The organism is Streptomyces sp. NPDC057010 (assembly GCF_042673805.1).
Classification (GTDB): domain Bacteria; phylum Actinomycetota; class Actinomycetes; order Streptomycetales; family Streptomycetaceae; genus Streptomyces.
This window is the reverse complement of record NZ_JBHUSC010000002.1, coordinates 290,396-312,777: the sequence shown is the minus strand read 5'-3', so window position 1 is coordinate 312,777 and position 22,382 is coordinate 290,396. Positions and strand designations below refer to the sequence as shown.

Annotated in this window: 18 protein-coding genes; 5 read left to right on the top strand and 13 right to left on the bottom strand. The window is 72.8% G+C overall.

Annotated features, from left to right (window positions below; translation table 11 throughout):
- The first annotated feature begins 94 nt into the window (after window positions 1-94).
- Together ACFTXQ_RS03970 and ACFTXQ_RS03965 are read left to right on the top strand one after the other, a co-directional pair.
- Window positions 95-1,927 (top strand): HSP90 family protein, encoded by a 1,833-nt coding sequence (locus tag ACFTXQ_RS03970; RefSeq protein ID WP_382635600.1) that lies wholly within the window; start codon window positions 95-97, stop codon window positions 1,925-1,927.
- On the top strand, window positions 1,924-4,938 hold the full coding sequence (locus ACFTXQ_RS03965) for a tetratricopeptide repeat protein (RefSeq protein ID WP_382635598.1): 3,015 nt from the start codon (window positions 1,924-1,926) through the stop codon (window positions 4,936-4,938). The genes ACFTXQ_RS03970 and ACFTXQ_RS03965 overlap by 4 nt, the downstream gene beginning before the upstream one ends.
- Window positions 4,939-4,957: 19 nt before the next feature.
- On the opposite strand, the gene ACFTXQ_RS03960 is transcribed toward ACFTXQ_RS03965, so the two are convergent.
- Window positions 4,958-5,119 carry a hypothetical protein gene (locus tag ACFTXQ_RS03960; protein ID WP_382635596.1) on the bottom strand — a complete coding sequence of 54 codons (162 nt, stop codon included), beginning with the start codon at window positions 5,117-5,119 and terminating at the stop codon, window positions 4,958-4,960.
- 297 nt (window positions 5,120-5,416) lie between these two features.
- Between ACFTXQ_RS03960 and ACFTXQ_RS03955 the strand changes: the two genes are divergently transcribed.
- Complete coding sequence (locus tag ACFTXQ_RS03955) at window positions 5,417-6,400, top strand: helix-turn-helix transcriptional regulator (RefSeq protein ID WP_382635594.1); 984 nt, start codon at window positions 5,417-5,419, stop codon at window positions 6,398-6,400.
- A gap of 13 nt (window positions 6,401-6,413) precedes the next feature.
- Here ACFTXQ_RS03955 and ACFTXQ_RS03950 read toward each other — a convergent pair whose 3' ends face one another.
- Genes ACFTXQ_RS03950 through ACFTXQ_RS03895 form a run of 12 tightly spaced genes read right to left on the bottom strand, consistent with a single transcriptional unit; the run spans window position 6,414 to window position 20,071 of the window.
- On the bottom strand, window positions 6,414-6,896 hold the full coding sequence (locus ACFTXQ_RS03950; RefSeq protein ID WP_382635592.1) for a rhodanese-like domain-containing protein: 483 nt from the start codon (window positions 6,894-6,896) through the stop codon (window positions 6,414-6,416).
- Entirely contained in the window at window positions 6,841-7,860 is a 1,020-nt protein-coding gene (locus tag ACFTXQ_RS03945; RefSeq protein WP_382635590.1) for a hypothetical protein, read from the bottom strand. The genes ACFTXQ_RS03950 and ACFTXQ_RS03945 overlap by 56 nt, the downstream gene beginning before the upstream one ends.
- Window positions 7,857-9,497: a methionine--tRNA ligase gene (locus tag ACFTXQ_RS03940; protein WP_382635588.1), complete on the bottom strand. Its 1,641-nt coding sequence runs from the start codon at window positions 9,495-9,497 to the stop codon at window positions 7,857-7,859. The genes ACFTXQ_RS03945 and ACFTXQ_RS03940 overlap by 4 nt, the downstream gene beginning before the upstream one ends.
- Window positions 9,494-10,162, bottom strand: coding sequence for a serine O-acetyltransferase EpsC (gene epsC, locus ACFTXQ_RS03935; RefSeq protein WP_382635586.1), 669 nt, complete (start codon window positions 10,160-10,162; stop codon window positions 9,494-9,496). Before epsC ends, ACFTXQ_RS03940 begins: the two co-directional genes overlap by 4 nt.
- On the bottom strand, window positions 10,149-11,357 hold the full coding sequence (locus ACFTXQ_RS03930) for an NAD(P)/FAD-dependent oxidoreductase (protein ID WP_382635584.1): 1,209 nt from the start codon (window positions 11,355-11,357) through the stop codon (window positions 10,149-10,151). The genes epsC and ACFTXQ_RS03930 overlap by 14 nt, the downstream gene beginning before the upstream one ends.
- Window positions 11,354-11,779 (bottom strand): cupin domain-containing protein, encoded by a 426-nt coding sequence (locus ACFTXQ_RS03925; protein WP_382635582.1) that lies wholly within the window; start codon window positions 11,777-11,779, stop codon window positions 11,354-11,356. Before ACFTXQ_RS03925 ends, ACFTXQ_RS03930 begins: the two co-directional genes overlap by 4 nt.
- Window positions 11,780-11,792: 13 nt before the next feature.
- On the bottom strand, window positions 11,793-13,124 hold the full coding sequence (locus ACFTXQ_RS03920) for a SidA/IucD/PvdA family monooxygenase (protein ID WP_382635580.1): 1,332 nt from the start codon (window positions 13,122-13,124) through the stop codon (window positions 11,793-11,795).
- Window positions 13,124-14,536 (bottom strand): diaminobutyrate--2-oxoglutarate transaminase family protein, encoded by a 1,413-nt coding sequence (locus ACFTXQ_RS03915; RefSeq protein ID WP_382635579.1) that lies wholly within the window; start codon window positions 14,534-14,536, stop codon window positions 13,124-13,126. The genes ACFTXQ_RS03920 and ACFTXQ_RS03915 overlap by 1 nt, the downstream gene beginning before the upstream one ends.
- 19 nt (window positions 14,537-14,555) lie before the next feature.
- Window positions 14,556-15,917 carry a SidA/IucD/PvdA family monooxygenase gene (locus tag ACFTXQ_RS03910; protein WP_382635577.1) on the bottom strand — a complete coding sequence of 454 codons (1,362 nt, stop codon included), beginning with the start codon at window positions 15,915-15,917 and terminating at the stop codon, window positions 14,556-14,558.
- On the bottom strand, window positions 15,914-17,443 hold the full coding sequence (locus ACFTXQ_RS03905) for an ABC transporter substrate-binding protein (protein ID WP_382635575.1): 1,530 nt from the start codon (window positions 17,441-17,443) through the stop codon (window positions 15,914-15,916). Before ACFTXQ_RS03905 ends, ACFTXQ_RS03910 begins: the two co-directional genes overlap by 4 nt.
- 52 nt (window positions 17,444-17,495) lie before the next feature.
- Window positions 17,496-18,776, bottom strand: a complete 1,281-nt coding sequence (locus ACFTXQ_RS03900) for an acetyl-CoA carboxylase biotin carboxylase subunit family protein (protein WP_382635573.1) — start codon at window positions 18,774-18,776, stop codon at window positions 17,496-17,498.
- Window positions 18,777-18,811: 35 nt separating this feature from the next.
- Window positions 18,812-20,071 (bottom strand): ATP-grasp domain-containing protein, encoded by a 1,260-nt coding sequence (locus ACFTXQ_RS03895; RefSeq protein WP_382635571.1) that lies wholly within the window; start codon window positions 20,069-20,071, stop codon window positions 18,812-18,814.
- Between the two features lie 238 nt (window positions 20,072-20,309).
- Here ACFTXQ_RS03895 and ACFTXQ_RS03890 point away from each other — a divergent pair, with 238 nt between their 5' ends.
- Window positions 20,310-21,560 (top strand): MDR family MFS transporter, encoded by a 1,251-nt coding sequence (locus tag ACFTXQ_RS03890; protein ID WP_382635569.1) that lies wholly within the window; start codon window positions 20,310-20,312, stop codon window positions 21,558-21,560.
- A 107-nt stretch (window positions 21,561-21,667) separates the two neighbouring features.
- Window positions 21,668-22,303, top strand: coding sequence for a DinB family protein (locus tag ACFTXQ_RS03885; protein WP_382635567.1), 636 nt, complete (start codon window positions 21,668-21,670; stop codon window positions 22,301-22,303).
- The last annotated feature ends 79 nt before the right edge of the window (window positions 22,304-22,382 follow it).

The following is a 22,382-nucleotide window of genomic DNA, read 5'->3' as shown; positions in this document are numbered from 1 at the left end:
ACCCTCCCCCTAATCTGTTCCCACTCCGGGATCTGTGAGGGGGGGGACCTCGCGATCGCCGAACCATTCACGCACGCACGCGAGGTGACGCCCCATGACGTCCACACCCCACAGCTTCCAGGTGGATCTGCGCGGTCTGGTCGACCTGCTCTCCCACCACCTCTATTCCAGCCCGCGCGTCTACGTCCGCGAGCTCCTCCAGAACGCGGTCGACGCCGTCACGGCACGCCAGGGCCTCGATCCGGAGGCGGAGATCCGCATCCGGCTGTCCGCCGCCGACGGCCGGGTCACCATCGAGGACAGCGGCATCGGCCTGACCGCCGCCGAGGCCCACTCCCTCCTCGCCACCATCGGCCGCAGCTCCAAGCGCGGCGACGAGCACAGCCTGGAGGCCACCCGCCGGGAATTCCTCGGCCAGTTCGGCATCGGACTGCTCGCGTGCTTCGTCGTGGCCCGCCAGATCCGCGTCGTCACCCGCTCCGCCCGCGACCCGCAGGCCGCGCCCGTCGAATGGCTGGCCACGGACGACGGTTCCTACACCGTGCGCGAACTGCCCCACGAGGCCCGCCCGGAGCCCGGCACCACCGTCGTCCTCGAAGCGCGCCCCGGCGCCGCCGAATGGACGGTGGCGGCCAAGGTCGAGGAACTGGCCCGCGAGTACGGCTCCCTGCTGCCCTACGACATCACCTTCGACGACGGCGAGGGCGGCGAACCGCGCCCCGTCACCGACCGGCCCGCCCCGTGGGACCGGCCCTTCCCCACGCCCACCGCCCGCCGCGTCGCCCTCGCCGCCCACTGCTCGGGGCTGTTCGGCTTCACCCCGCTCGACAGCATCGACCTCGACCTGCCGGTCGCCGGGGTGCGCGGCGTCGCGTACGTCCTCCCCGAGCCGACCAGCCCCGCCCACCGGGCCGGTCACCGCGTGCACCTCAAGGGCATGCTGCTGACCGACCGGGCCGACAACCTGCTGCCGGACTGGGCGTTCTTCGTCCGCGCCGTCCTCGACACGGACACGCTGCGGCCGACCGCCTCCCGCGAGAACCTGTACGACGACGAGACCCTGTCCGCCGTACGGGAGGCCCTCGGCGCCCGCGTCCGGGGCTGGCTCGCCGAGCTCGCCGCGAGCGAACCGCAGCGGCTGGCCGCATTCCTGAGCGTCCACCACCTCGGCGTGAAGTCCATGGCCCGGCACGATTCCGAGCTGCTCGGACTGATGCTGCCGTGGCTGCCGTTCGAGACCAGCGACGGCACGATGAGCCTGGAGGAGTTCACGGCCGCCCACACGGACGTCCACTTCACGCGCACCGTCGAGGAGTTCCGCCAGATAGCCCCGATCGCCGCCGCCCATGGTCTCGGCGTCATCAACGCCGGTTACACCTACGACGCCGACCTGCTGGCGCTGCTGCCGTCCGTACGGCCCGACCTGAAGGTCACCGAGCTCGACGCGGGAGCCGTCACCGAGCGGCTCGACCCGGTGCCCACCGCCGCGGAACTGGAACTCGCGCCCTTCCTCTCCACCGCACGCACCCGCCTGGAGCCCCAGGGGTGCGACGTGGTGCTGCGCGCCTTCCAGCCCGTAGCCGTGCCCGCGCTCTACCTCGACGACCGCCAGGCCCGCCAGGAGCGGGACCGCACCGCCGCGCTGGAGAGCGCCGACTCCCTGTGGAGCGGCATCCTCGGCGCGCTGCGCGGCTCCGCGCCCCGCGCCCGCCTGGTCCTCAACCACAACAACCCGCTGATCCGCCGGATCGCCGCCCTCCCCGACGAGGCGCTGACCGCCACCGCCGTCGAATCGCTCTACGGGCAGGCGCTGCTGATGTCCCAGCGGCCGCTGCGCCCCGCCGACTCCACCCTGCTCAACCGGGCCTTCCTCGGGCTCCTGGAATGGGCGACCCACCCCACCGAGGCCCAGGAGGACCGCAAGTGACGACGCTGACGCCCCAGGAGATCGAGCTCGGACTCGCGGAGAACCGGGAGTCGCCGAACGGCGCCGCCCGCAACGCGCACGCCGAGGCGCTCGTCGGCGCCGCCGAGGCGAGCGGCGACCGGGCCCTGTTCCGCGCGGCACTGGACAACCTCGTCGGCGCCTACCTGTTCAGCTCGGAATCGTCGAAGCTGCTCGTGCCCTTCGCCCGGCTGCTCCAGGAGTACGACAAGAACCCGGGCTCCTTCTCCAGTTGGGACGCGCATTCGCTGTTCTGGCAGTTCAAGTGGGTGACCACGGCCATTTCCGACTCCCCCGGCATCCCGCTGGAGTCGGCCACCGGCTGGCTGGACGAGATGGAGCGCCGCTACCGGCTCGCGGGTTACAGCGAACGCCCCGTACGCGAGGCCGAGCTGTGGCTCGCCGACGCGACGGGGGACGACGAGCGGGCCGACCGGGCCTTCGAGCTCTGGCTGGCGGCCGAACGCGACGACATGAGCGACTGCCTCGCCTGTGAGCTCAACAGCCAGGGCCAGTACGCCGTCCTGCGCGGGGACGACGCCCGCGCCCTGGACCTATGGGCATCGGTCCTGGCGGGCGAGAAGACCTGCGCCGAGGAGCCGCACCGGGTGCTGGCCACCTCCCTGCTGCCGCTGCTGCGGCTCGGCCGGGCCGATGAGGCCCGCTCGCACCACCTGCGCGGCTACCGCATGGCCCGCGGCAACGAGAGCCTGCTGCCGTCGGTCGGCAAGCACATCGAGTTCTGCGCACTGACCGGCAACGAGTCACGCGGTCTGGAGATCCTGGCCGAGCACGCCGCCCACGTCGGCCCGCTCGCCAATGTCGACGACCAGCTGGCCTTCCACGGCGGCATCCTCGTCCTGCTGCGCCGGCTGACCGAGCTGGGGCACGGAGCGAGCCCGGCCGTCGCCTACGAGGGCACGCCGCGCACCGTCTCCGAGCTGTACGAGGTGCTGTACGCGGGGTCGCTGGACATAGCCCGGCAGTTCGACGCGCGCAACGGAACCACCCGGGTCTCCGAACGGTTCCTGACGCGGATCGGGCGCGAGCCGCTGACCGGCCGCCTGCCGCTCGGGGTGCGCACCGCGGCGCTCGCCGCGGCGGTTCCCGTCGTGGCCGCGCCGGTGGGGGAGCCGGCCGGGTCCACCGGGTTCGCCGAGCTGGTGGAGCGGGCCCGCCGGGCGCGGGACGAGGGGCATCCGGCCGCGGACGCGCTGTGGGCCGAGGTGTCCGTACGGGCGGACGCGCAGCCGGAGCCCGATCCGCTGGTCGCGGCCGATCTGGCGGACCACCGGGCCCTGGCCGCCGCGCGCGGCGGGGCGCAGGAGGCGTCCGAGCTGCTGACGGCGGTCCGGGAGGGCTACCGGGCACTCGGTCAGGCACAGCGCGCGGCGCTCGCGGAGCTGCGTCTGGCGACCCTGGCCGCACAGTCCGGGGCCGCGCCCGCCGAGGTCAGGCGGCTGCTGGGGGTGGCCGTGCGGGCCGCCGAGGGACTCGACCCCGCCGAACCGCTGCGGACCAGGCGGATCGCGCTCGCGGAACTGTCGGCTATCCGGATGGAGTCCTACCTGCGCTCGCTCGAGGCGACCGGCGACACCGGGCACGGACACGGGCACGGGCACGGGCACGATCATGCCCAGGGGCACGGGCACGACGAGCTGGCCGCCGAGTTGACCGCCTTCGTCGCCGCCTACGCGCCGACGCTGCCGGACCTGGTGGCGGAAGCCGAGGAGATGCTGGGCAGGGTGTCCCTGTCGCAGGGCGACCAGGAGCGGGCCGTGGAACTGCTGGCCGCAGCCGCCGACCGGGCGGTCGCGGCGGGCCGGCCCTGGCAGGCGGTGGACCCGCTGGTGCTGCGCGCGGGGGTGCTCATGTCGCTGGAGCGGCCCGAGGAGGCGGAGCGGGCGGCGCGGTCCGCGCTGGAGCACTCCGCCGAGGTGACCGACTCCGAGACGCAGGGCGTCGTACGGCTGACCCTCGCCGACATCCTGCTGCGGGCCGGCGCGGCCGCGGAGGCGGCCGGGCACGCGCTGGAGGGAGCCCACTGGTTCGACCTGGCCGGTCTCACGGCGGACGGCGGGGCGCAGGCCCGGCTGGTGCTGGCCCGCGCCTACGTGCAGGACGACCGCACCGCCGAGGCGGCCGAGGTGCTCCAGTCGGCCCTGCCCGACCTGCTGGAACACGGAGACGGGCAGGCCGTGTTCGTACGGGAGTTCCTGGGCGACCTGCTGCGTCGGCTGAACGAGCCGCGCCAGGCGGCCGAGCAGTACCTGCTGGCGGCGGAGACGGCCAAGGGCTGGGAGGATCCGCGGCCGCAGGCGAGCCTCGCGCAGTCGGCGGCCGACACCCTGTCCGACGCCGGACTGGCCGTGGAGGCGGTCGCCGCCTACGAGAGGGCTCTGGAGCTGCACCGTCTGACGGGGGAGGCGCCGGTCGCCGAGGTGCGCATCCTGCGCTCCCTGGCCTGGCTGGGGCTGCGCGAAGCGGTGGACGACGCGGCGGTGACCCGGGCCCGGGCCCTGATGGACGAGGCCGCCGGGGTCCTGGAGGCCGCCCTGGCGGCGGAGCCCGGCTCCGTCGAACTGCGCTCCGAGCTCGCGCAGACCTGGCACCAGCTGGCGCAGGTGCTCGACCGGCGCGTCGGCGCGCAGGAGCAGCACGAGGACGGGGAAGACGAGGACGGAGGTGAGGACGGCTCGGCCCCGCCGGCCGAGCGATTGGGCGAGGCGGAGATCGACGCGCTGCGGCTGGAGGAGATAACGCTCTGGGACCGGGCTGCCGCGATCTATGCGGAACTGGGCCCCGGCCGTCTCCAGGACCGGTTCCAGTGCCTGAACAACGCCGCCTGGACGCAGCAGGAACGGGGCCGCGGCGAAGCGGGCGCCGCCCTGATCTCGGCCCTGGTCGAGGAGGTCCGGGAACTGCCCGAGGACGCCGTGCCGGACTGGCTGCTGCCGAACGCCGAGCGCCTGATCAAGCAGCTGACGGCGTAAGGGCGAAGCGAGCGGAGGGTTACGACCAGCCCGGCTCCAGCGGGGCGGCGAAGGACCAGCCCGGCTCCGCGGTGACCGAGGTGGTCGAGCGCTGCCCGGTGACCCGGTCGCCCGTGTTGGTGGCGATCACGGCGAGGACGGCTGCGGTGACGGCGATCAGGGTGGCGACCTTGCGACGCATGATGGAGGGGCCCAATCTCTTTCGGCTTGACACGTAGGGGTGTGTGCCGGGTTCGGCGACCCGGCATGCAGCCATCGTGTCGACCCGTCCGGGCCCCTGTCATTCGTCTGAGCTGGCACAAAACGACCTGACATATGAATGCCAGGGGTGAGACAGCGAACCGCCCCGGCGGCCAGGATGTGTCCTACCACGGAGTGAGCTGGAGGGCACCACCCACATGCCCGGCTCACCCGGCCGCCGACCCCGTCGGCGAACCGTCCGAAGTCCGAGCCGATCCACGAGCTGGGGGGGTTCACGTTGCTGCTTTCACTGGGGCTGACCGAGCGCTCCGACGCGCTCTACCGGCGCATCCTCAAACGGCCGGATGTCGTCGTCGAAGACCTTGCCGAGGAACTCGGTACGACCGTCGAGGACGTGCGCGAGGACCTGGCCGAGCTGACCGGGCTCTCGCTCCTCGCGCCCTCCTGGCGAAGCGACGGGCGGCTTCGGGTGGTCAACCCGAAGGCCGCCCTGGACTCGTTGCTCGCCCACCAGCAGGCGGAGATCGCCCAGCGGCACAAGGTGCTCGCCGAGAGCCAGGCCGCGGCCAGCGCGCTGCTCTCCCGCTTCGCCGAACTGCACCCGGCCCAGCCCACGCTGGAGGCGGAGCGCTTCGAGGGGGTGGACGCGGTCCGGGCGAAGCTCGCCGTGATCAGCGCCCGCACCCACACGGAGTCCATCAGCTTCCACCCGGGCGGCCCGGTGCCCGAGGCCCAGTTCAAGGCCAGCAACCCGCTGACCGAGGACCTGATCGCCCGCGGGGTCAAGATCCGCACGATCTACCAGGACTCCATCCGCAACGACCCCGCCAGCCTGGAACACGCCCGCTGGCTGACCGAGCGCGGCGGCGCCATACGGACCGCCGCGTCGCTGCCGATGCGCATGGTCGTCGCGGACCGCGAGTCCGCACTCATGCCGATCGATCCGCAGGACAGCGCGCAGGGGGCGGTGCTGCTGCGCGAACCGGGTGCGGTGGCGGCGTTCTGCGCCCTGTTCGAGGCGATCTGGGAGACCGCCACCCCCTTCGGGGAGCCGCCGCGCCGCCGGCTGGACGACCCCGGTTCGCAGCCCCGCGAGCTGCTGCGCCTGCTGGCGCAGGGATACACCGACGAGGCTGCGGCCCGGCGGCTGGGGATCTCCCTGCGGAGCGAGCGCAGGCTCATCTCGGAGCTGATGGAGAAACTGGATGCGCAGAGCCGCTTCCAGCTCGGCCAGCGCGCCGTCGAACACGGACTGCTGTAGCCGGCACCCGCCCTCAGCAGCCGCAGCTGTCGGCTCCCACCGGGGCGGTCAGCGGGTCCGGCGCGGACTGGCGCCGGCCGTGCTCGTCCTCGACCGTGAACCCCTCGCGCGACCAGTACTCGAAGCCGCCCAGCATCTCCTTGACCTGGTATCCGGCGACGGCGAAGGCGTGCGCGGCCCGGGTCGCCCCGTTGCAGCCGGGCCCCCAGCAGTAGGTGACCACCACGCTGCCGGGAGCCACCAGTTCGGCGGCGCGGGCCGGGATCTCGTCCGTCGGGAGGTGCACGGCGCCGGGGATGTGCCCCTGGGCCCAGGCCTCGGCGCCGCGCGTGTCGACGAGTACGAAGGCCCCGGCCCCGCCCTCCAGGTCCGCGTGGACGTCGGAGGCGTCGGCCTCGAACGTGAACCGGCGGTGGAAGTGCGCGGCGGCCTCGGCGGGGTCAGCCGGCGGAACGCGCAGCACCTTCGAGGTCTCGGTGGCGGTGGAAGTGGTCATGCTGTTGCTCCTTGGAGAGGGTGTCGAAACGGGGCCGGCGCAGGGCCGCGACGGCGATGAACAGGTAGATGGCCGCGGTGGCGCTGCCCGGGCCGATCAGCAGGACGGCGGTGCCCCAGTGGGCGAGGTGGCCGACCCCGAGCGCGCCGAGCGCGACCAGCGTCCCGGCCGCCACGCCCGTGCGTCGGGAACCCGCCGTCAGCTCCTCCCAGCGGGCGGCCGTGGCCTGGAGGTTGGTACGGCAGTACGTCCAGCAGACGGCGGCCGAGACGAGGCCGAGCACGGCCGGCACCGCCGGGTGCGGCGCCGTCAGCCAACCGGCGGGCCGCAGCAGGACCCCGTACAGTGCGGCGGCCAGGGCGAGCCCCAGGAGGGTGCCACCCAGCCGGGCCCCCGCGGCGCCGGGCCGCCGTAGCTCCGGGACCGCCGATTCGAGGCCGACCCAGCCGAACAGCAGCGGTACGGCCACCAGGGCGGCGGGCCAGTCGGCGGCCGGGGCCGCCGCCGGGCCGCCCAGCAGCCACCAGGCGGCGGCCAGGGCCAGCACCGCGCCCAGCCGGATCCTGCCGGCGCGCGGCGACAGGGAGAGCGGGCGGTACGCGGCGAAACCGGCGGCGGTGGCCAGGACGGCGACCGCCGTAAGGAGGGCGGGCCGGCCCGAACCCCCGGCCGCGAAGCCCGCCGCGGCCAGCGCGACGGCCGCCTGGCCGGTGGCGAACCCCGCGAAGTAGAGCGCGGTGACCGCGCGGGCGGGGCCCGGTCCCAGCCGGTCCCGGACGAAGGCCACCGGCCCGGCCCCGGCCGTACCGCCCGCGGCGGCGACCAGCAGGCACCAGCCGGCCAGCACCCCCGCCAGGAGCGCCCCCGTCCAGGGGGCCGGGACCGGGGCGAGCGCCGCCGGCAGCAGCAGCGCACCCAGCCCGAGCACCGACCCCAGGGTCCTGGTCGCCCAGGCGGAGGTCACGACAGTTCGTGGAAGAACAGCGGGGTGGAGCCCGGCAGGCGGGTGCCCTCGGCCAGCAGCCGGCCCTCGACACCCTCCCAGTGCGGCATCCGGGTCGCCAGGTCCACCGGCAGGCCCAGCTGCCCGGCCAGGAAGGCGGACCAGCCCGGCATCAGCGGCGCCGCCGTGACCGCGACCGCGGCCAGCAGCTCCACGTGGGCGGCGAGCTGCCCGGCGTACTCCTCGCGCGGGCCGGTCTGGCGCAGCCCGGTGAGGGTGCGCAGGTCGGCCTCCGCCCGGTCCACGACGGTGGCCAGCGCGGCGGCCGCCCGCTGCGGGGAGAACGCCTCGGCGCCGAGCGCGGCCGCGATCTCCGCCGGCAGCGCTGCCCGTTCGGCCACCAGCGAGCCGGCCGGGGCGGCGCCGGGCACCACCGAGTCGAAGTCCTGGGCGAGCAGGTCCAGTACGGTGTCGGTCCACCGCTCGATCCCGCCGGCCAGCACCGTGGAGACGGTGTCGGCGAACTCCTTCATGGAGAAGTTGTTCTGCTCCCGCTCCGGGCCGGTCAGGCACAGGTGGAAGCGCAGCGCGTCCGCGTTGACCCGGCGCAGGAACTCCCCGCCCCAGATGGCGTGTCCGCGGCTGGTGGAGAACTTGTCGCCCTCCAGCCGGTAGAACTCGTTGATCACCACCTGCGAGGGCAGCGTCAGCTCACCCTGAGCCAGCAACAGCGCGGGCCAGAGCACGGCGTGCGAGAAGGAGCAGTCGAACCCGATGAAGTTGACGATGCGGGTGTCGGCGTCGGTCCACAGTCGTTCCCATTCGCTCTTGTCGCCGTTCGCCTCGGCCAGCCGGGCCGTGCCCGCCACGTAGCCCCAGATGCCGCTGAACCAGGTGTCGAGGATGTGCCCCTCCCAGCCCGGCAGGGGGACCGGGATGCCGTAGTCCGCCTCGCGGCTGATCGCGGTGTCCGGCAGGGCGCGCTCGAACAGGCCCTCCAGGTAGGAGATCAGCCGGGGCCGCCACTCGGCGTTCGCCTGCGCGTCGGCGTAGTAGGCCTCCAGCCGCTCGCGGTAGTTCTCCAGCGGGAAGACGATGCGGCGCATGGTCTTCGTGGCGGGGGCGTTCCAGCAGGCCGTGCACTTGGGGGCGGCGAGCCCCGCCGGGTCCTGCGGCAGGCCGCACGCCTCGCAGTACACGCCGTCGGAGGGCTCGGCGCAGTACTGGCACTCGCCGCGCACCTCGGCCTCGTACAGGTACCGGTCGCAGGGCGCGCAGTGGAAGACGGGCAGCTCCCGGACCTCCAGGGCGCCGGACTCCCACAGCTCCAGGAAGAAGCGCTGCACGAACTCGGTGTGGGCGGAGTCGGTGAGCGGGCGGGTGAACCAGTCGTGGTGCATGGCGCCCAGCGACAGGGTCTCCTCCATCCGGTCGCCGAACAGCTTCGCGGTGGGGTACGCGGTGGAGCCGATCTCGGCGGCCCGCCGCGGGACGTAGCAGGAGTGCTCGTCGGAGTAGCCGACGTAGTGGACGTCGTGACCGCGCTGGCGCAGGTGGCGGCTGAGGACGTCGGCGCCGAGGAAGGGGCCGGAGAGGTGGCCGAGGTGCAGGTCGCCGTTCGGGTTCGGCGGGGCGCTGGTGACGACGTACGAGGTCATGATGCGTGGGTTCCTTCGGGGAAGCGCAGGGAGGAGGAGTCGGTCCAGTGGGCGGGCGCGGTGTCGAGCGGCGGCAGCGCGTCGGAGGCCGCGGCGACGACCCGGCTGCGGGCCGGCAGGTCGTCGAGGACGATCGAGTGGGCGCCGATCCGGCAGTCGGAACCGACGGTGACCGGGCCGAGCACGCTCGCTCCGGTGCCGATGATCACGCGGTCGCCGACGGCCGGGTGGCGGCGCGAACCGGTGGGCCGGCGCAGGTCCTTCCACCAGCCCACGGAGCCGAGCGTGACCTGGTGGTAGAGCATCACGTCGTCGCCGATCCGGACGGTCTCGCCGATCACCACCGCCGTGCCGTGGTCGATGAACAGGCGGCGGCCGATCCGGGCGCCCGGGTGGATCTCGATGCCCGAGACGGCGCGCGCCAGCAGGGACAGGGCCCGGGCGGACACCCGGTGGCCGCGGTTCCACAGCCAGTGCGCCACGCGGTACGTCCACAGGGCGTGGATGTGCGGGTAGAGCAGCACCTCGGCGCGCGAGGTGGCGGCCGGGTCCTTGGCGAGGACGGTCTCGATGTCCTCCCGCAGCTTCGCCCACAGGGACAGCCGTTCGGCGGGGGCCGTGGCCATGGCGTCGGCCTCCGGCTTCGCGTCGTCACATGTGGTCATACGGGGCCTCCGGGCGGATCGGGCGGCCCGCGAGGAACCGCTGCGGCCGGTACGGCTCCAGGAGTTCCTGGACCGCCTTTCCGGGTACGGCCCCGCCCTCGATGATCTCCTTCGCGGCGAGTTCGGCCACGGCGGGCGCCAGCTTGAAGCCGCCTCCGCTGAAGCCGAGCGCGAGGTACAGGCCGTCGGGGCCGGCCGCGCCCACCACCGGGCGCTTGTCGGGGGTGTAGCCGTCGAGCCCGGAGCGGGTGCCCGCGAGCGGGGCGGTGGCCGCGGCCGGGACGCGGCCGCTGATCGCCTTGATCGCGGACTCCAGCTCGGCCTCGCTCAGCGGCTCGACGTCGCGGCCGAGTTCGGTGTCCGGCTTGCTGGGGACGCCGAAGTAGAACCGGTCCAGGCCGTCGGGCCGGAAGTAGCTGCCGGTGGTGTCGTCGATGCAGGTCGGCACGGAGGACGCGGAGCCGCGCCGCCCGGCGCCCGGCAGCTCGGCCTGGGCGAGGCCGATCCGGCGGGCGGTGACCGGGATGTGGACGCCCAGGTACTCGGCCGGGGCCGAACCCCACGCTCCGCCGGCCAGCACCACCAGCGGCGCGTCGATCCGGCCGATGGAGGTCAGTACGCCGGTGACGGTGCCCTCGTGTTCCAGGACCTTGACGGCCCGGATGCCCTCGGAGGGCGAGACGCCGAGCCGGTAGGCGGCGGTGAGCAGCGAGGCCGAGGCGGCCATCGGGTCGGCGTAGCCGCCCTCCGGCTCGTAGGCGGCGAGGGCCACGCCCTCGGTCCGCAGGCCGGGGTAGATCTCCTTCAGTTCGGACGGGTCGATGACCTCGACCCGGCGGTAGCCGGCGGTCTCGCCGGCTCGGGCGGCGTTGTCGCGCAGGTCCTGGGCGTGGTTCTCGCCGACGATCATCACGAAGCCGGTGCGGCGGTAGCCGCAGTCCCCGCCGATGACGTCGGACCACTGCTCGAAGACGGGCATGCTGCGGGCGGCGAGCCTGATGTCGGCGAGCGAGGTGTGGTGCAGCCGCAGCAGTCCGCCGGAGCGGGAGGTGGCGCCCTGGGCGTTGACCCGGCCCTGGTCGCACAGGACGATCCGGCCGAGGCCGGCCAGCGCGAGCTGGTGCGCGATGGCCGCGCCGATCACCCCGCCGCCGACGACGACGGCGTCGGCGCGCGCGTGGACGATGGGACTCATCCCCGCACCGCCTCGCCGCACCGCGGAGCGAAGTCGTCGATGCCGAACAGGGCGGCCCATTTGGCGCGTTCGCGGGAGATGGCCTCGGCGCCGCCCCACCAGATGGTGATGAACCTCAGCCGGGTATCGCCGTCGTTGGTCAGGTCGTGGTCCTGGAAGGGGGTGATGAAGACGGTCTCACCGGCCTGGACGCGGCGGGTCTCCTCGCCGATCCGCATCAGGCCGCTGCCCTCGACGATGAAGAACATCTCGTTCTCGTCGTGGTCGTGCCGGGTGGAGGTCGCGCCGGGCGCGACATCGATCCAGGCGCCGCCCCAGTTGGGCTCGGCCACGGCCTCGGGCCACGGGAAGATGCGCCGGCCGCTGACGTTGTAGGCCTCCTCGAATTCCATGTCGTTCTCGTGGGCGGTGAATACGTGCATGTCAGGAGTCCAATCAGGCGGCGACGGGCTGGCGCAGCCGGGTACGCAGGTCGCGGTGGATGGTGTCGGCCTTGGCGGCCATCTGGCTGAAGGAGGTGGCGCTGCCGATGCCGTGCCGCCACTCGGTGAGGCCGTCGAGGTAGATGCCGACCTCGCAGTCCTCGGTGGTCTCGGCCCGGTAGGCGCGGGTGACCTCGGGCCGCCCGTCCGCGTCCAGGCGCAGGTACGGGGTGAAGGCGGCGAGCTGCCGGGGGAGGGCCGCCTCGCGGTAGCCGGTGCAGACGATCACCGCGTCGGCCTCGATGGTTCCGCGCTCCCCGGTGAACACCTCTTCGGTGCGCAGCAGCACGCGCCCGTCCGGGGCCTCCTCGACGGCGGTCACCTCGGTCCGCTTGTGCATGTGCAGCCGCTGCCGGCCGGTGAATCGGTCCTGGTAGACCGCCTGGTAGAGGGCGGTGGAGACGTCGGGGTCGACGGCGGCGTAGTTGGTGGCGCGGGCCTGGGCGAGGGCGCGTTCGCGCTGGTCGCCCTCCAGTCCGTAGAAGTAGTCGGTCTCGTCGGGGAAGTACACCTCGTTGCTGAAGTGGCCGAGCTCGTACATCCGGAAGCCCGCGTGGCGGACCACCGAGTGGATCTGGGCGTTCGGCTGCTGCGCGGCCAGGTGCAGGACGATCTCGCCGGCGGTCTGGCCGGCGCCGATCACCACGACCTCGCGCAGGGGCTTGTCCGCGAGGGCGGCAAGGCTCGGCAGCAGCCTGCTCGCGTGGAAGACCCGTTCGCCGAGGTGCGGCCGGAAGAGCTCCGGTACGTACGCCTCGTGGCCGGTGGCCAGCGCGATGTTGCGGCCCTCGGTCGTGTGCAGCGTGCCGTCGCGGGTGTCCCGGCTGACGACGCGAGCGGTCCGCACGCGGCCGTCGGCTCCGGTGACCGGCTCCACGGAGACGACCTCGCGGTCGTAGTCCACGGGGCCACGCACCTGGCGGGCGGCCCACTGCACGTAGTCCGACCACTCCAGGCGGCTGACGTAGCCGCCCATCAGCGTGAAGGGGTAGAAGCGGCCGCTCTGCTGGAGGTAGTGCGGGAAGGTGAAGCGGGAGCGGGCGTCGCGCGGGGTGGCGAAGTCGCGCAGGAAGTGGTGCTGGATGTCGGTGCCGGGCAGTACGAGGTTGGGCTGCCAGGCGGAGTCGGCGGCCTTCTCCAGGTAGCGGGCGGCGAGCGGGGCGCCGCCCGTGGCGTCGTCGTGGTCCTCGACGGCCGCGGCGAGCGCGATGCCGGAGGGGCCGAAGCCGGCGACGACGAGGTCGTGGACGGCAGCGGTGTCGTAGGTCGGGTCGGAGGAGGTCATCACACGCCCGCCTTCGTCTGCGCCGTCAGGTCCAGGGCGGTCAGGGCGGCGGCCAGCGCCTCGCGGATGATGCCACCGGCCTGGTCGATCTGCTCGGCGGTGCAGTTCAGCGGCGGCAGCATGCGGATGACGCAGTCGTCGCGGCCGCCCAGTTCGATGATCAGGCCGCGGCTGACGGCCTCCCACTGCACCCGCTTGGCCAGGGCCTCGGCGGGCGCTCCGGTCGCCGGGTCCGTCAGCTCGACACCGGTCATCAGACCGAGTCCGCGCACGTCGGCGACGTACGGGCTGATCTCGCGCAGCCCCTGGAGGTGGACCATCAGCTGGTCGGCACGGGCCCGCACGTTCTCCAGCACACGGTCGCGCTGGACCACCTTCATGGTGGCCACACCGGCGGCGAAGGCCGGCTGGTTGCCACGGAAGGTGCCGGAGTGGGCGCCCGGTTTCCACCGGTCGAGCTTCTCGTCGTAGAGGATCACCGAGGCGGGCAGGCCCATGCCGCTGAGCGCCTTGGACGCGCAGACCACGTCGGGCTCGATGCCGTACTGCTCGAAGGCGAACCAGGTGCCGGTGCGGCCGCAGCCGCTCTGCACCTCGTCCACGATCAGCGGGATGCCGAGGCGCTTGGTGACCTCGCGGATCCGCTGGACGAACTCGACCTCGGCGGGGATGACACCGCCCTCGCCCTGCACCAGTTCCATGATGACGGCGGCGGGCAGCGTGATGCCGCCGTTGACATCGGTCAGCGCCTTTTCCAGGAAGGCGGCGCAGTTGACCTGGCAGGAGTCGCGCTGGAGGCCGAGCGGGCAGTTGTGGCAGTTGGAGTACGGGAAGAAGTGCACGCCCGGCATCCGGCCGCGGACCGGTTCCTTCTGCTCGACGAGGCCGGTCACGCTGAGGGCGGCCAGGGTCGCACCGTGGAAGCCGCCCTGGAAGGTGATGATCTCCTCGCGGCCGGTGGCGGTCTTGCAGAGCTTGAGGGCGGCGTCGACGGCGTTGGCGCCGGTCGGTCCGCAGAAGTGGATGCGGGTGCGCTCGCGCATCGGCTCCGGCAGCATCCCGATGGTCAGGCTGGTGAACTCGTCCTTGACCGGGGTCGGGAAGTCCAGGCCGTGCACGAACTCGTCGAGCTGGCGGTGGGCGGCGGCCAGCGGCTCGGGGTGGTTGTGCCCCAGGGAGAGCACACCGGCGCCGCTGAGGAAGTCGAGGAAGACGTTGCCGTCCAGGTCCTCCACGTAGGAGCCCTTGCCGCGGCGGATCGCCATGGGCAGCTTGCGCGGGTAGGAGCGGGAGTTGGACTCGCGGCCGGCCTGCCGGTCGAGGAGTTCGGCGCTGCGGGGGCCGGGCAGCGGGCCGGTGATGACCGGCGCGCTGTAGACCTGTTCGACGGGCGTTTCGATGGTGGCGGTCATGGTGGTCGCGTCTTTCCGGTCAGGCGGCGGCGAGTACGGCGCTGCGGTCGGTGCGGTCGGTGGCGGCCGAGGCCAGGCGGGCGCCGAGGGCGTCGGCGAGGGAGGCGGCGCGCAGCGACAGGAGGCTGAAGGAGCCGGCGTCGCCGATGCCGTGGCTGGACTCGCACAGGCCGTTGAGGAAGAGCGGCGGGGTGCCGTCGGCCACCGCGGTGAGCGAGTAGTCGACGGAGACCTGCAGGCGGCCGTCCGGCTCGGTCGCGAAGAGCGGGGCGATCGGGGCCATCAGCGGCGGGCACAGCTCCTCGTGCGGGCCGGGGCCCATGTTGCGGAAACCGGTGGCCAGTACGGCGAAGTCCACCGACTCGGTGATCTGTTCGCCGGTGATCCGCTCCAGGAAGTCAAGCTCGATCTTGTCGCCCGCCTCGCGCAGGGCGGTGGCCTCGTGGTTGCCGCGTACGAAGACCCGCTGGTCGCCGTCGAGCTCCTGCTCGTACATGTGGACGTAGAGGTCGCGCAGCACGTCGCCGTCGGCGGAGGAGTAGTTCGTGCCGTGCATGAACGCGTCGAGGGTGTTCTTGCCGGCGCGGGAGGCACGGAAGTAGTAGTCCGTGAACTCCGGGAAGTAGCCCTCCTCGCTGAACGGGCTGGTGTCCTTCAGCTTCAGCGTGTGCGAGCGGGTGTAGGTGGTGACCTTGGTGCGCGGGAAGCGGCGGCTGAGGTCGAGGGCGAGCTCCACGGCGCTCTGGCTGCCGCCGATGACCGCCACCGACTCCGGCTCGCGGCCGGCGCCGGTCAGCTCGGCCAGGCGGGGCAGGTACTGGGTGAGGTGGAAGACGCGCGGGGTGCGCACGGAGTCGTAGGGGGCGGGGACGTACGGGGTGCGGCCGGGGCCCATCACCAGGGTCCGGCCCAGGTAGCGGCGGCCGGACATGGTGGTGACGGCGTAGACGCGCTCCCCGTCCTGCTCGACCACCTCGACGCCGGCGGCGCGCTGGTTGCAGTCGACCAGGTGCGAGAAGAACCCTGCGGCCCAGCGGATGTAGCCCGCGTACTCCTTGCGGAGCGGGAACTCGCCCGGCACGTTGAGGTGGCGCAGCAGCCGGCCCTGCTCGTGCAGGTAGTTCAGGAAGCTGTAGCGGCTGCGCGGGTTGCGCAGGGTGACCAGGTCACGGCTGGGGTGGTTCTGGATGTCCGAGCCGTCCAGCAGCATGCCGGGCTGCCACTCGGGACTGGGCCGGGCCTCCAGGAAGCGTGCCGTGAGCGGGGACTCGCGTTCCTCCAGGGCGATGGCCAGGGCGAGGTTCGCCGGGCCGAAGCCGATGCCGAGGATGTCGTACACCGGAGCCGCCGTGGGCGCAGTGGTGGCGGTCGTGGCGCTCATCGTGTGGTGCTCCTTGCCGTAACGGTGGTGAGGGTCGGGTTTCCGTCGAAGTCGATGCGCAGGCCGGTGATCCGGCCGGATGCGTGGACCCGCTGGTCCGTGCGGTACCAGAGCGGGATGAGCGCCAGATCGGCGATCGCGGCCCGGTCGGCGCGCCGCCAGCCGTCGACGCGCTCGGCGGGGTCGGTCGAGGCGCGGGCGCGGGCCACCAGGGAGTCGAACTCCGCGTTGACCCAGCGGCCCTCGTTGTCGCCGTGGGCCGTGCCCTCGGCGTCGGGCGCGGTGCAGGAGGAGTGCAGCAGCGGGAAGAGCATGTTGTCGGGCGTCGGGTAGTCGCAGGCCCAGCCGGCCCGGCAGAATCCCGTCGCCGCGATCGAGGTGCGGTGGTCGACGAGGCCGCGGGCGTCGGTGCGCAGCAGCTCGACGCGCCAGCCCAGCACCTCCTCCAGACCACGCGCCAGGGCCTTGACCCAGTCGTCGTGCCCGGCGCCGGTGTTGTAGGCGAACTCCACCCGGCTGCCCGGCGGCAGGCCGGCGCGCAGCGCGGCGGCCCTCGCCCGGTCGGGGTCGTAGGCGGTCCAGTCGGCGTCATCCGCACCGTCGGCGGCGGCGAACTCGGCGCGCGGGGCGTGGGACTTGCCGAACCACGGCGAGAGCAGCGAGTGCGCTGCGCTGCGGCGGCCCTGGAAGTAGGTGTCGATCAGCCCCTGGCGGTCGATGGCGGCGGACAGCGCCCGGCGGGCGTCCAGCGAGTCCATCGGCGCCTGGTGGCAGAACGGGATCAGGTAGAACAGGCCCGCGCCCTCCTGCTCCAGGAAGCCGGGGTGGTCGGCGGCCTCGGCGGTGCGGGCCGGGGGGATCCGGGCGTAGTCGTACGTGCCGTTCAGGAAGCGCGCGTACTCGTCGTCCAGGGCGGTGACCGGGTCGAGGATGTCGATGTGGACCTCGCGCACCTTGGGTGCGGGGCCGAACCACAGGCCGTTGCGCAGCAGCTTGATCGACTTGCCGTGCTGCCAGGGGCCGTCCATCAGGAAGGGGCCGTTGCCGATCGGCCGGTCGTTGAACTCGGGGTTGAGGGCGGGGCCCGCACAGGACGGCACCGGGCTGAAGATGGGCTGGAGCGTCTTCAGGTCGAACTGCACGTCCGGCTCGTCGAGTTCCACGACCAGCGTGGCGTCGTCGACCGCGGTGAAGGTGCGGACGCCCGCCAGGTGGTAGGCGGTCTCCGTGTTGGCCTCGGGGTCCAGGGCACGGGTCCAGCCGCGGACGAAGGAGTGCGCGGTGACCGGCTCGCCGTTGCTGAACACCGTGTCGGTGCGCAGCGAGAAGGTCCAGGTGGTGGCCGTCTCGTCACTCGCCCACGAGCTGGCGGTGGCCGGGATCAGGGCGCCGTCCTCGTCGAGGGAGAGCAGTCCGGTGAACAGGGCCTTGCAGACCAGGATTCCTTCACCTTCCTGTGCCTTGTAGGGGTCGATGGCGGTGGGCTCCGTGATTCCCATCCGGAACACGGGGTCGTTGGCGTGCACGCTGGGCTCTTTCCGCGGTCGGTCGTGAGGTACAGAGGCAGGGGGACGGGGATCAGGCGGCGGGTACGACGACCACGTCCAGGCGCTCGTCCAGTTCGGCGGCGATCTGCTCGACCCGGTCGATGTCGGCGACCGACCGGTAGGGGGCGGCCACCGCGAGCGAGCCGGCGATCTCGTACCAGCCCTCGGGCGCGCGCCGCAGCCGGTCGCCCGGCTTCGAGGCGGGGATGTACGAGCGGAAGTGCGGCGAGTGGAAGGCGTCGCCGGGGTTGTTCCGGACCAGGGTCCCGGTGCGGTAGGCGAACTTGATGCAGGTCGCGGCGCGCGGGGTCGCGGCCCGCGGCACCTCGCCGTCGAGGATCGCGGCGCGGGCCTGCTCGTCGTCGCCGGCCAGGACGGCCTTGGCGTACAGACGGACCGGGTCGATGCCGTGGACCTCGCGCAGGTTGCGGTAGTTCTGGCCGCCGCTCATCCGGGTGGCGAACTCCACGACGCGGTAGCGGCCCTCGGAGTCCTGCCGGAACTCGGCGTTGAACAGGCAGTTCTCGACGCCCAGGCCCTTGACGATGCCCTCGGCGACAGCGACCAGCTCCGGCTCCTCGGCCGGGGTGCGGAAGGGGAGGGTGTAGAAGTCCTCCTCGAAGTACGGGCCGGGCATCTGCATCTTGTTGGTGACCCCGACCAGGTGGAAGGTGCCCGCGACGACCACGCCGTCGAGGGTGACCTCCTTGCCCGGCAGGAACTCCTCCAGCAGCGCGATCTCCGGGCCCTCGCTCGGGAAGTAGCCGCCCCACTCCTCGGCGAGGCGGGCGACGTCGGTGAGCGCCCGCTCCAGGCCCTCGCGGTCCTGGACCAGGCTCACGCCGATGCTGGCGGCCAGCGCGCTGGGCTTGACGATGAAGGGGTAGGTGAAGGACTCGGCGGCCGCGAGGCCCTCCTCGACGCCGGTGACGCCGGCGAAGGCGGGGGACGGCAGGCCCTGCTCCGCGAGGAAGGCCCGCTGGAGCTTCTTGTCGCGGGACATCTCGTCGGCGGCGGGGCGCGGCCACCGGTGCCCGAGGAGCTGGTTGACCCGGGAGGTGACGGCGATGTCGCTGTCGTAGAAGGTGATCGCCGAGGCGATCCCGAGCCGGCGGGCCTCGGCCGCGCAGTACTCGGCGAGGGCCGTGCCCTCCAGCCCCTTCTCGATCGGGACGACGGAGGCGAACCGGCCGTCGTCGGTGGCCTGGGCGACGGAGGTGGCGAGGTGGATCTCCAGACCCATCCGCTCCAGGGTCTCGATGTGCTCGCGATGCCACGCGTACGTGTTCCGCATGATCAGCAGGATCTTCATGACTGGGCCTCTTCGGTGGCGTTGGTGCCGGCGGTTCAGGAAGCGGGGTGGGGGCGGGTGACGACGGTGACCTTCTCGGTCAGCCGCTCGGCGACGGCTACGGCGGCCTCGGTGTCCGGGCCGGTGACCAGCACCTGGCCGACCCGGTCCCAGTTGCCGCGCAGCTCGCCGACGACTGAGCCCGGCTGGACCGTGGTCTCGATGTCGATGACCCCGTCCAGGGCCAGCGCCTCGTCGCGGCCCTGGATCTCCGTGACGGTGCCGGGCTGGGCGGACAGGAAGCGGGTGGCGGCCGACCGGCGGGCCACGGGGCGCTCGGTCAGCGCCGGGATCAGCCCGAACTGCCAGGCCACGATCCACTCTTCGAGGTCGATGCCGAAGGCCGCGTCCAGCAGGTCGAAGATCCGGTCACCGCCCATGCGGTTGTGGCTCTCGATGATCTGCGGGCCGGAGGGGGACAGCCGCAGCTCGGTGTGGGCGGCTCCGTCGGTCAGCCCCATCGCGTCCAGGAAGCGGGCGACGGTCTCCTCGATGCGCCGCTCGTCCTGGGCCGCCAGCCGGGCCGGCAGGGCGTGGCCCAGCTCGATGAAGCCGTCCTGGCCGCCCGTGAGCTTCTCCGTCACCGAGAGCACGATGTGGCGGCCCGCGAAGGAGAAGGTCTCGACGCTGTACTCGGGGCCGGCGATGTACTGCTCGGCGATGAACCGGCCGATGGTGAAGAAGGAACCCCACTGGAGGTCCGTACGGGCCCGCAGGGCCTCGACCCCGGCCCACGCCTCGGCGGCCTGGTCCGGCCCGTCGATGCGGACGACGCCCAGGCTGGCGGTGGCGTCGACCGGCTTGAGGACGAACGGGTATCCGTGCTCGGCACCGAAGGCGACCAGCGCGTCGGCGCCCTCGACCTCGGCGGCCGCCACCGACAGCGCCCGGACGTCGGCGGAGTCCGACGCGGCCAGGTGCCGGCGCATCGCGTGCTTGTCACGCAGGAGTTCGGCGACCTGCTCGGAGGTGTTGCCCAGCCCCAGGTGGTCGCTGATCCGGCCGGCCGGCACCAGGCCCGGCTCGGTGATCGAGACGACGCGGGTGAACCCGTACGCCTGGTGGGCGGCCTCGACGAGCGGGCGGGTGATGTCCCAGTCGGTGTAGTCCGCGATCAGTACGGCCTCGGCGAGCTCGGCCGACTCGGGCACGAACTGGTCCTTGTGCTGGATCAGCACGAAGTCGATTCCGAGTGCCGCCGCCTTGCGCAGCGTCTGGATCCGGCCGCCGACGACGAGAAGCTTGTGTTCGGTCATGCCCAGAACTCTGCGCCATGAATTCCGGCCCGGGAATGGTTTTCCAGTGGCACAACCGTGCCCGGCACGAATGATGCGCGCCGCGTCCCTCAGGGCCTTCCCCAGAGCCTGTCCCACGGCCTCCGGGCAGGATTGTGCCGGGCCTCTTCATGCCAGCACCTTCCCCTTCTCACCCCCTTGACCAGCGGGTTACATGGTCACCACCACCTCACCCCCCACCACCGAGAAGGAGCCGGCCATGGCCAGCGGGGAACCCTTGCGCAAGCGATTGCGCGAACTGCCCAGAAGCGCCTGGGTGATCTTCGCCGGAATGTTCCTCATCAAATTCGGCAATTTCCTCAATGTATTTCTGGTGCTGTTCCTCGTCGCCCAGGGATTCTCCGCGTTCCAGGCGGGAATCGCCCTGGGGGTCGTCGGCGTCGGCGCCTTCATCGGCAACGCCGTGGGCGGCACGGTCGCCGACCGGTTCGGCCGCCGCACCGCCATCGCGGTGTCGATGTTCGGCAGCAGCGCCGCGACGGCCCTCGTGCCGCTGACCGACGGGCTGTTCACCACCACCGCCCTGGTCGGCCTGGTGGGCGTGTTCGCCCAGCTCTACCGGCCCGCCGCCGGCGCGCTGCTGGTGGACCTGGTCCCCGAGCAGCAGCGCGTGATGTCCTTCGCGGTGCTGCGCCTGGCCATCAACGTCGGCATGGCGGTCGGCCCGCTCGTCGGCGGCCTGCTCAGCGGGATGTCGTACACGTACGTCTTCCTCGGCGACGCGCTCTTCTCCTTCGCCTTCGGCACGCTCGCGCTGCTGACGCTCCCGGCCGGCCGACCGGTCACCGCCCCGCCGGCCGCGGACACCGTCAAGGAAAAGCGGGCCAAGGGCGGTTACCGCCAGGTGCTCGCCGACCGCCCCTACGCGCTCTTCCTCGGCTCGATGGTCGCCGCGACCTTCGTCTACGGCCAGTCCACCGTGACCCTGCCCCTGCACGTCACCGACGCCGGCTTCGACAACAAGGTCTACGGCCTGCTGCTCGGCCTCAACGCCCTGCTCTGCGTGGTCATCGAACTCCCCCTCACCAAGCACACCGAACGCCGCAACCCGCGCCGGGTCATCGCCGCCGGCCTCGCCCTGCTGGGCATCGGCATGGCCCTCACCGGAGCCGCCAACGCCATCTGGCTGCTCGCCCTGACGGTCGTGGTGTGGACGGTCGCCGAGACCATCTACACGCCGATCGCCAACGCGTACCCGGCCGAGTTCTCCCCGGCCCACCTGCGCGGCCGCTACCAGGGGGCGGAAGGCATCGCCCACACCCTCGGCGGCGCCCTCGGCCCGGCCGTCGGCGGCCTGCTCTACGGCATCTCCGCCCCGCTCCACTGGGTGGTCTGCGCGGCCGTCGCCGGCCTCGGCGCCCTGCTGGTGCTCGGCGCGAACCCCGGAAACCGGGCGGAGGTGAACGCGCCGGCTGCGACTCGCGAGGCCGAGCCCGCCGGAGCCGCCTGACCAACGACGTACCACTCCCCCGACCGGCCGACCGACCGGCCGTCCGCCCGACCCACCGACCCCCACCTATCGACCCCCACCCCACGACCACCGAAAGGGACCCCTGCATGACCCCGCAGACCGCGACCGAGACCGCCCCGGCCCTGGCCGACGCCGACGTGCACCGCATCGACATCCCGTCGGCCACCGCGGACCCCGCGGCCTACGTCCAGGCGCTCCTGGACGTGGCCGCCGACCGCGACGCGTTCGACGTCCTGGCCAAGACGCCCGTCTGGGCCGCGCAGCTCTTCGCCGACCTGCCGACCGACCTCGCCGAGACCGTCCCGGAGCCGGGCGAGTGGCCCGCCGCCTTCATCGTCGGCCACCTCTTCGACGTGGACATCGTGTACGGCTTCCGCTGGCGCCTGGTGGCCACCGAGGACAACCCGGTCTACCCGGGCTACGACGAGACGCTGTGGGCCCCGCTGCCCCGCCTGCCGTTCCGTCAGATGCTCGACGCCTGGACCGGCCTGCGCGCCTCCAACGTCGCGCTCCTCGCCGCGCTCTCGCCGGAGGACTGGCAGCGCACCGGCCGCCACGGCGAGCAGGGCGGCGAGACGATGGAGGTCATGATCCGCAAGGTCATCGGCCACGACATCGCGCACATCAACCAGATCTACCGGGCCATCCGCCTCGTCCGTCAGGCCGCCGGCCTGGAGGTGGCCGAGCTCGACGCCACGTACGCCTCGCTCGGCCTGCGCTGACCGCCAGGGGCCCGGAAGCCCCTCCCGCGGCAAGGGGGCGGCTGCACCGTTCAACCGGTGCAGCCGCCTTTCGGACGTC

Bases quoted from the DNA above. Each gene is read 5' to 3' on its own strand.
- ACFTXQ_RS03970 (WP_382635600.1), top strand. From the start codon at position 95: ATGACGTCCACACCCCACAGCTTCCAGGTGGATCTGCGCGGTCTGGTC.
- ACFTXQ_RS03960 (WP_382635596.1), bottom strand. From the start codon at position 5,119: ATGCGTCGCAAGGTCGCCACCCTGATCGCCGTCACCGCAGCCGTCCTC.
- ACFTXQ_RS03950 (WP_382635592.1), bottom strand. From the start codon at position 6,896: ATGACCACTTCCACCGCCACCGAGACCTCGAAGGTGCTGCGCGTTCCG.
- ACFTXQ_RS03940 (WP_382635588.1), bottom strand. From the start codon at position 9,497: ATGACCTCGTACGTCGTCACCAGCGCCCCGCCGAACCCGAACGGCGAC.
- epsC (WP_382635586.1), bottom strand. From the start codon at position 10,162: ATGACCACATGTGACGACGCGAAGCCGGAGGCCGACGCCATGGCCACG.
- ACFTXQ_RS03930 (WP_382635584.1), bottom strand. From the start codon at position 11,357: ATGAGTCCCATCGTCCACGCGCGCGCCGACGCCGTCGTCGTCGGCGGC.
- ACFTXQ_RS03925 (WP_382635582.1), bottom strand. From the start codon at position 11,779: ATGCACGTATTCACCGCCCACGAGAACGACATGGAATTCGAGGAGGCC.
- ACFTXQ_RS03920 (WP_382635580.1), bottom strand. From the start codon at position 13,124: ATGACCTCCTCCGACCCGACCTACGACACCGCTGCCGTCCACGACCTC.
- ACFTXQ_RS03915 (WP_382635579.1), bottom strand. From the start codon at position 14,536: ATGACCGCCACCATCGAAACGCCCGTCGAACAGGTCTACAGCGCGCCG.
- ACFTXQ_RS03910 (WP_382635577.1), bottom strand. From the start codon at position 15,917: ATGAGCGCCACGACCGCCACCACTGCGCCCACGGCGGCTCCGGTGTAC.
- ACFTXQ_RS03900 (WP_382635573.1), bottom strand. From the start codon at position 18,776: ATGAAGATCCTGCTGATCATGCGGAACACGTACGCGTGGCATCGCGAG.
- ACFTXQ_RS03895 (WP_382635571.1), bottom strand. From the start codon at position 20,071: ATGACCGAACACAAGCTTCTCGTCGTCGGCGGCCGGATCCAGACGCTG.
- ACFTXQ_RS03890 (WP_382635569.1), top strand. From the start codon at position 20,310: ATGGCCAGCGGGGAACCCTTGCGCAAGCGATTGCGCGAACTGCCCAGA.
- ACFTXQ_RS03885 (WP_382635567.1), top strand. From the start codon at position 21,668: ATGACCCCGCAGACCGCGACCGAGACCGCCCCGGCCCTGGCCGACGCC.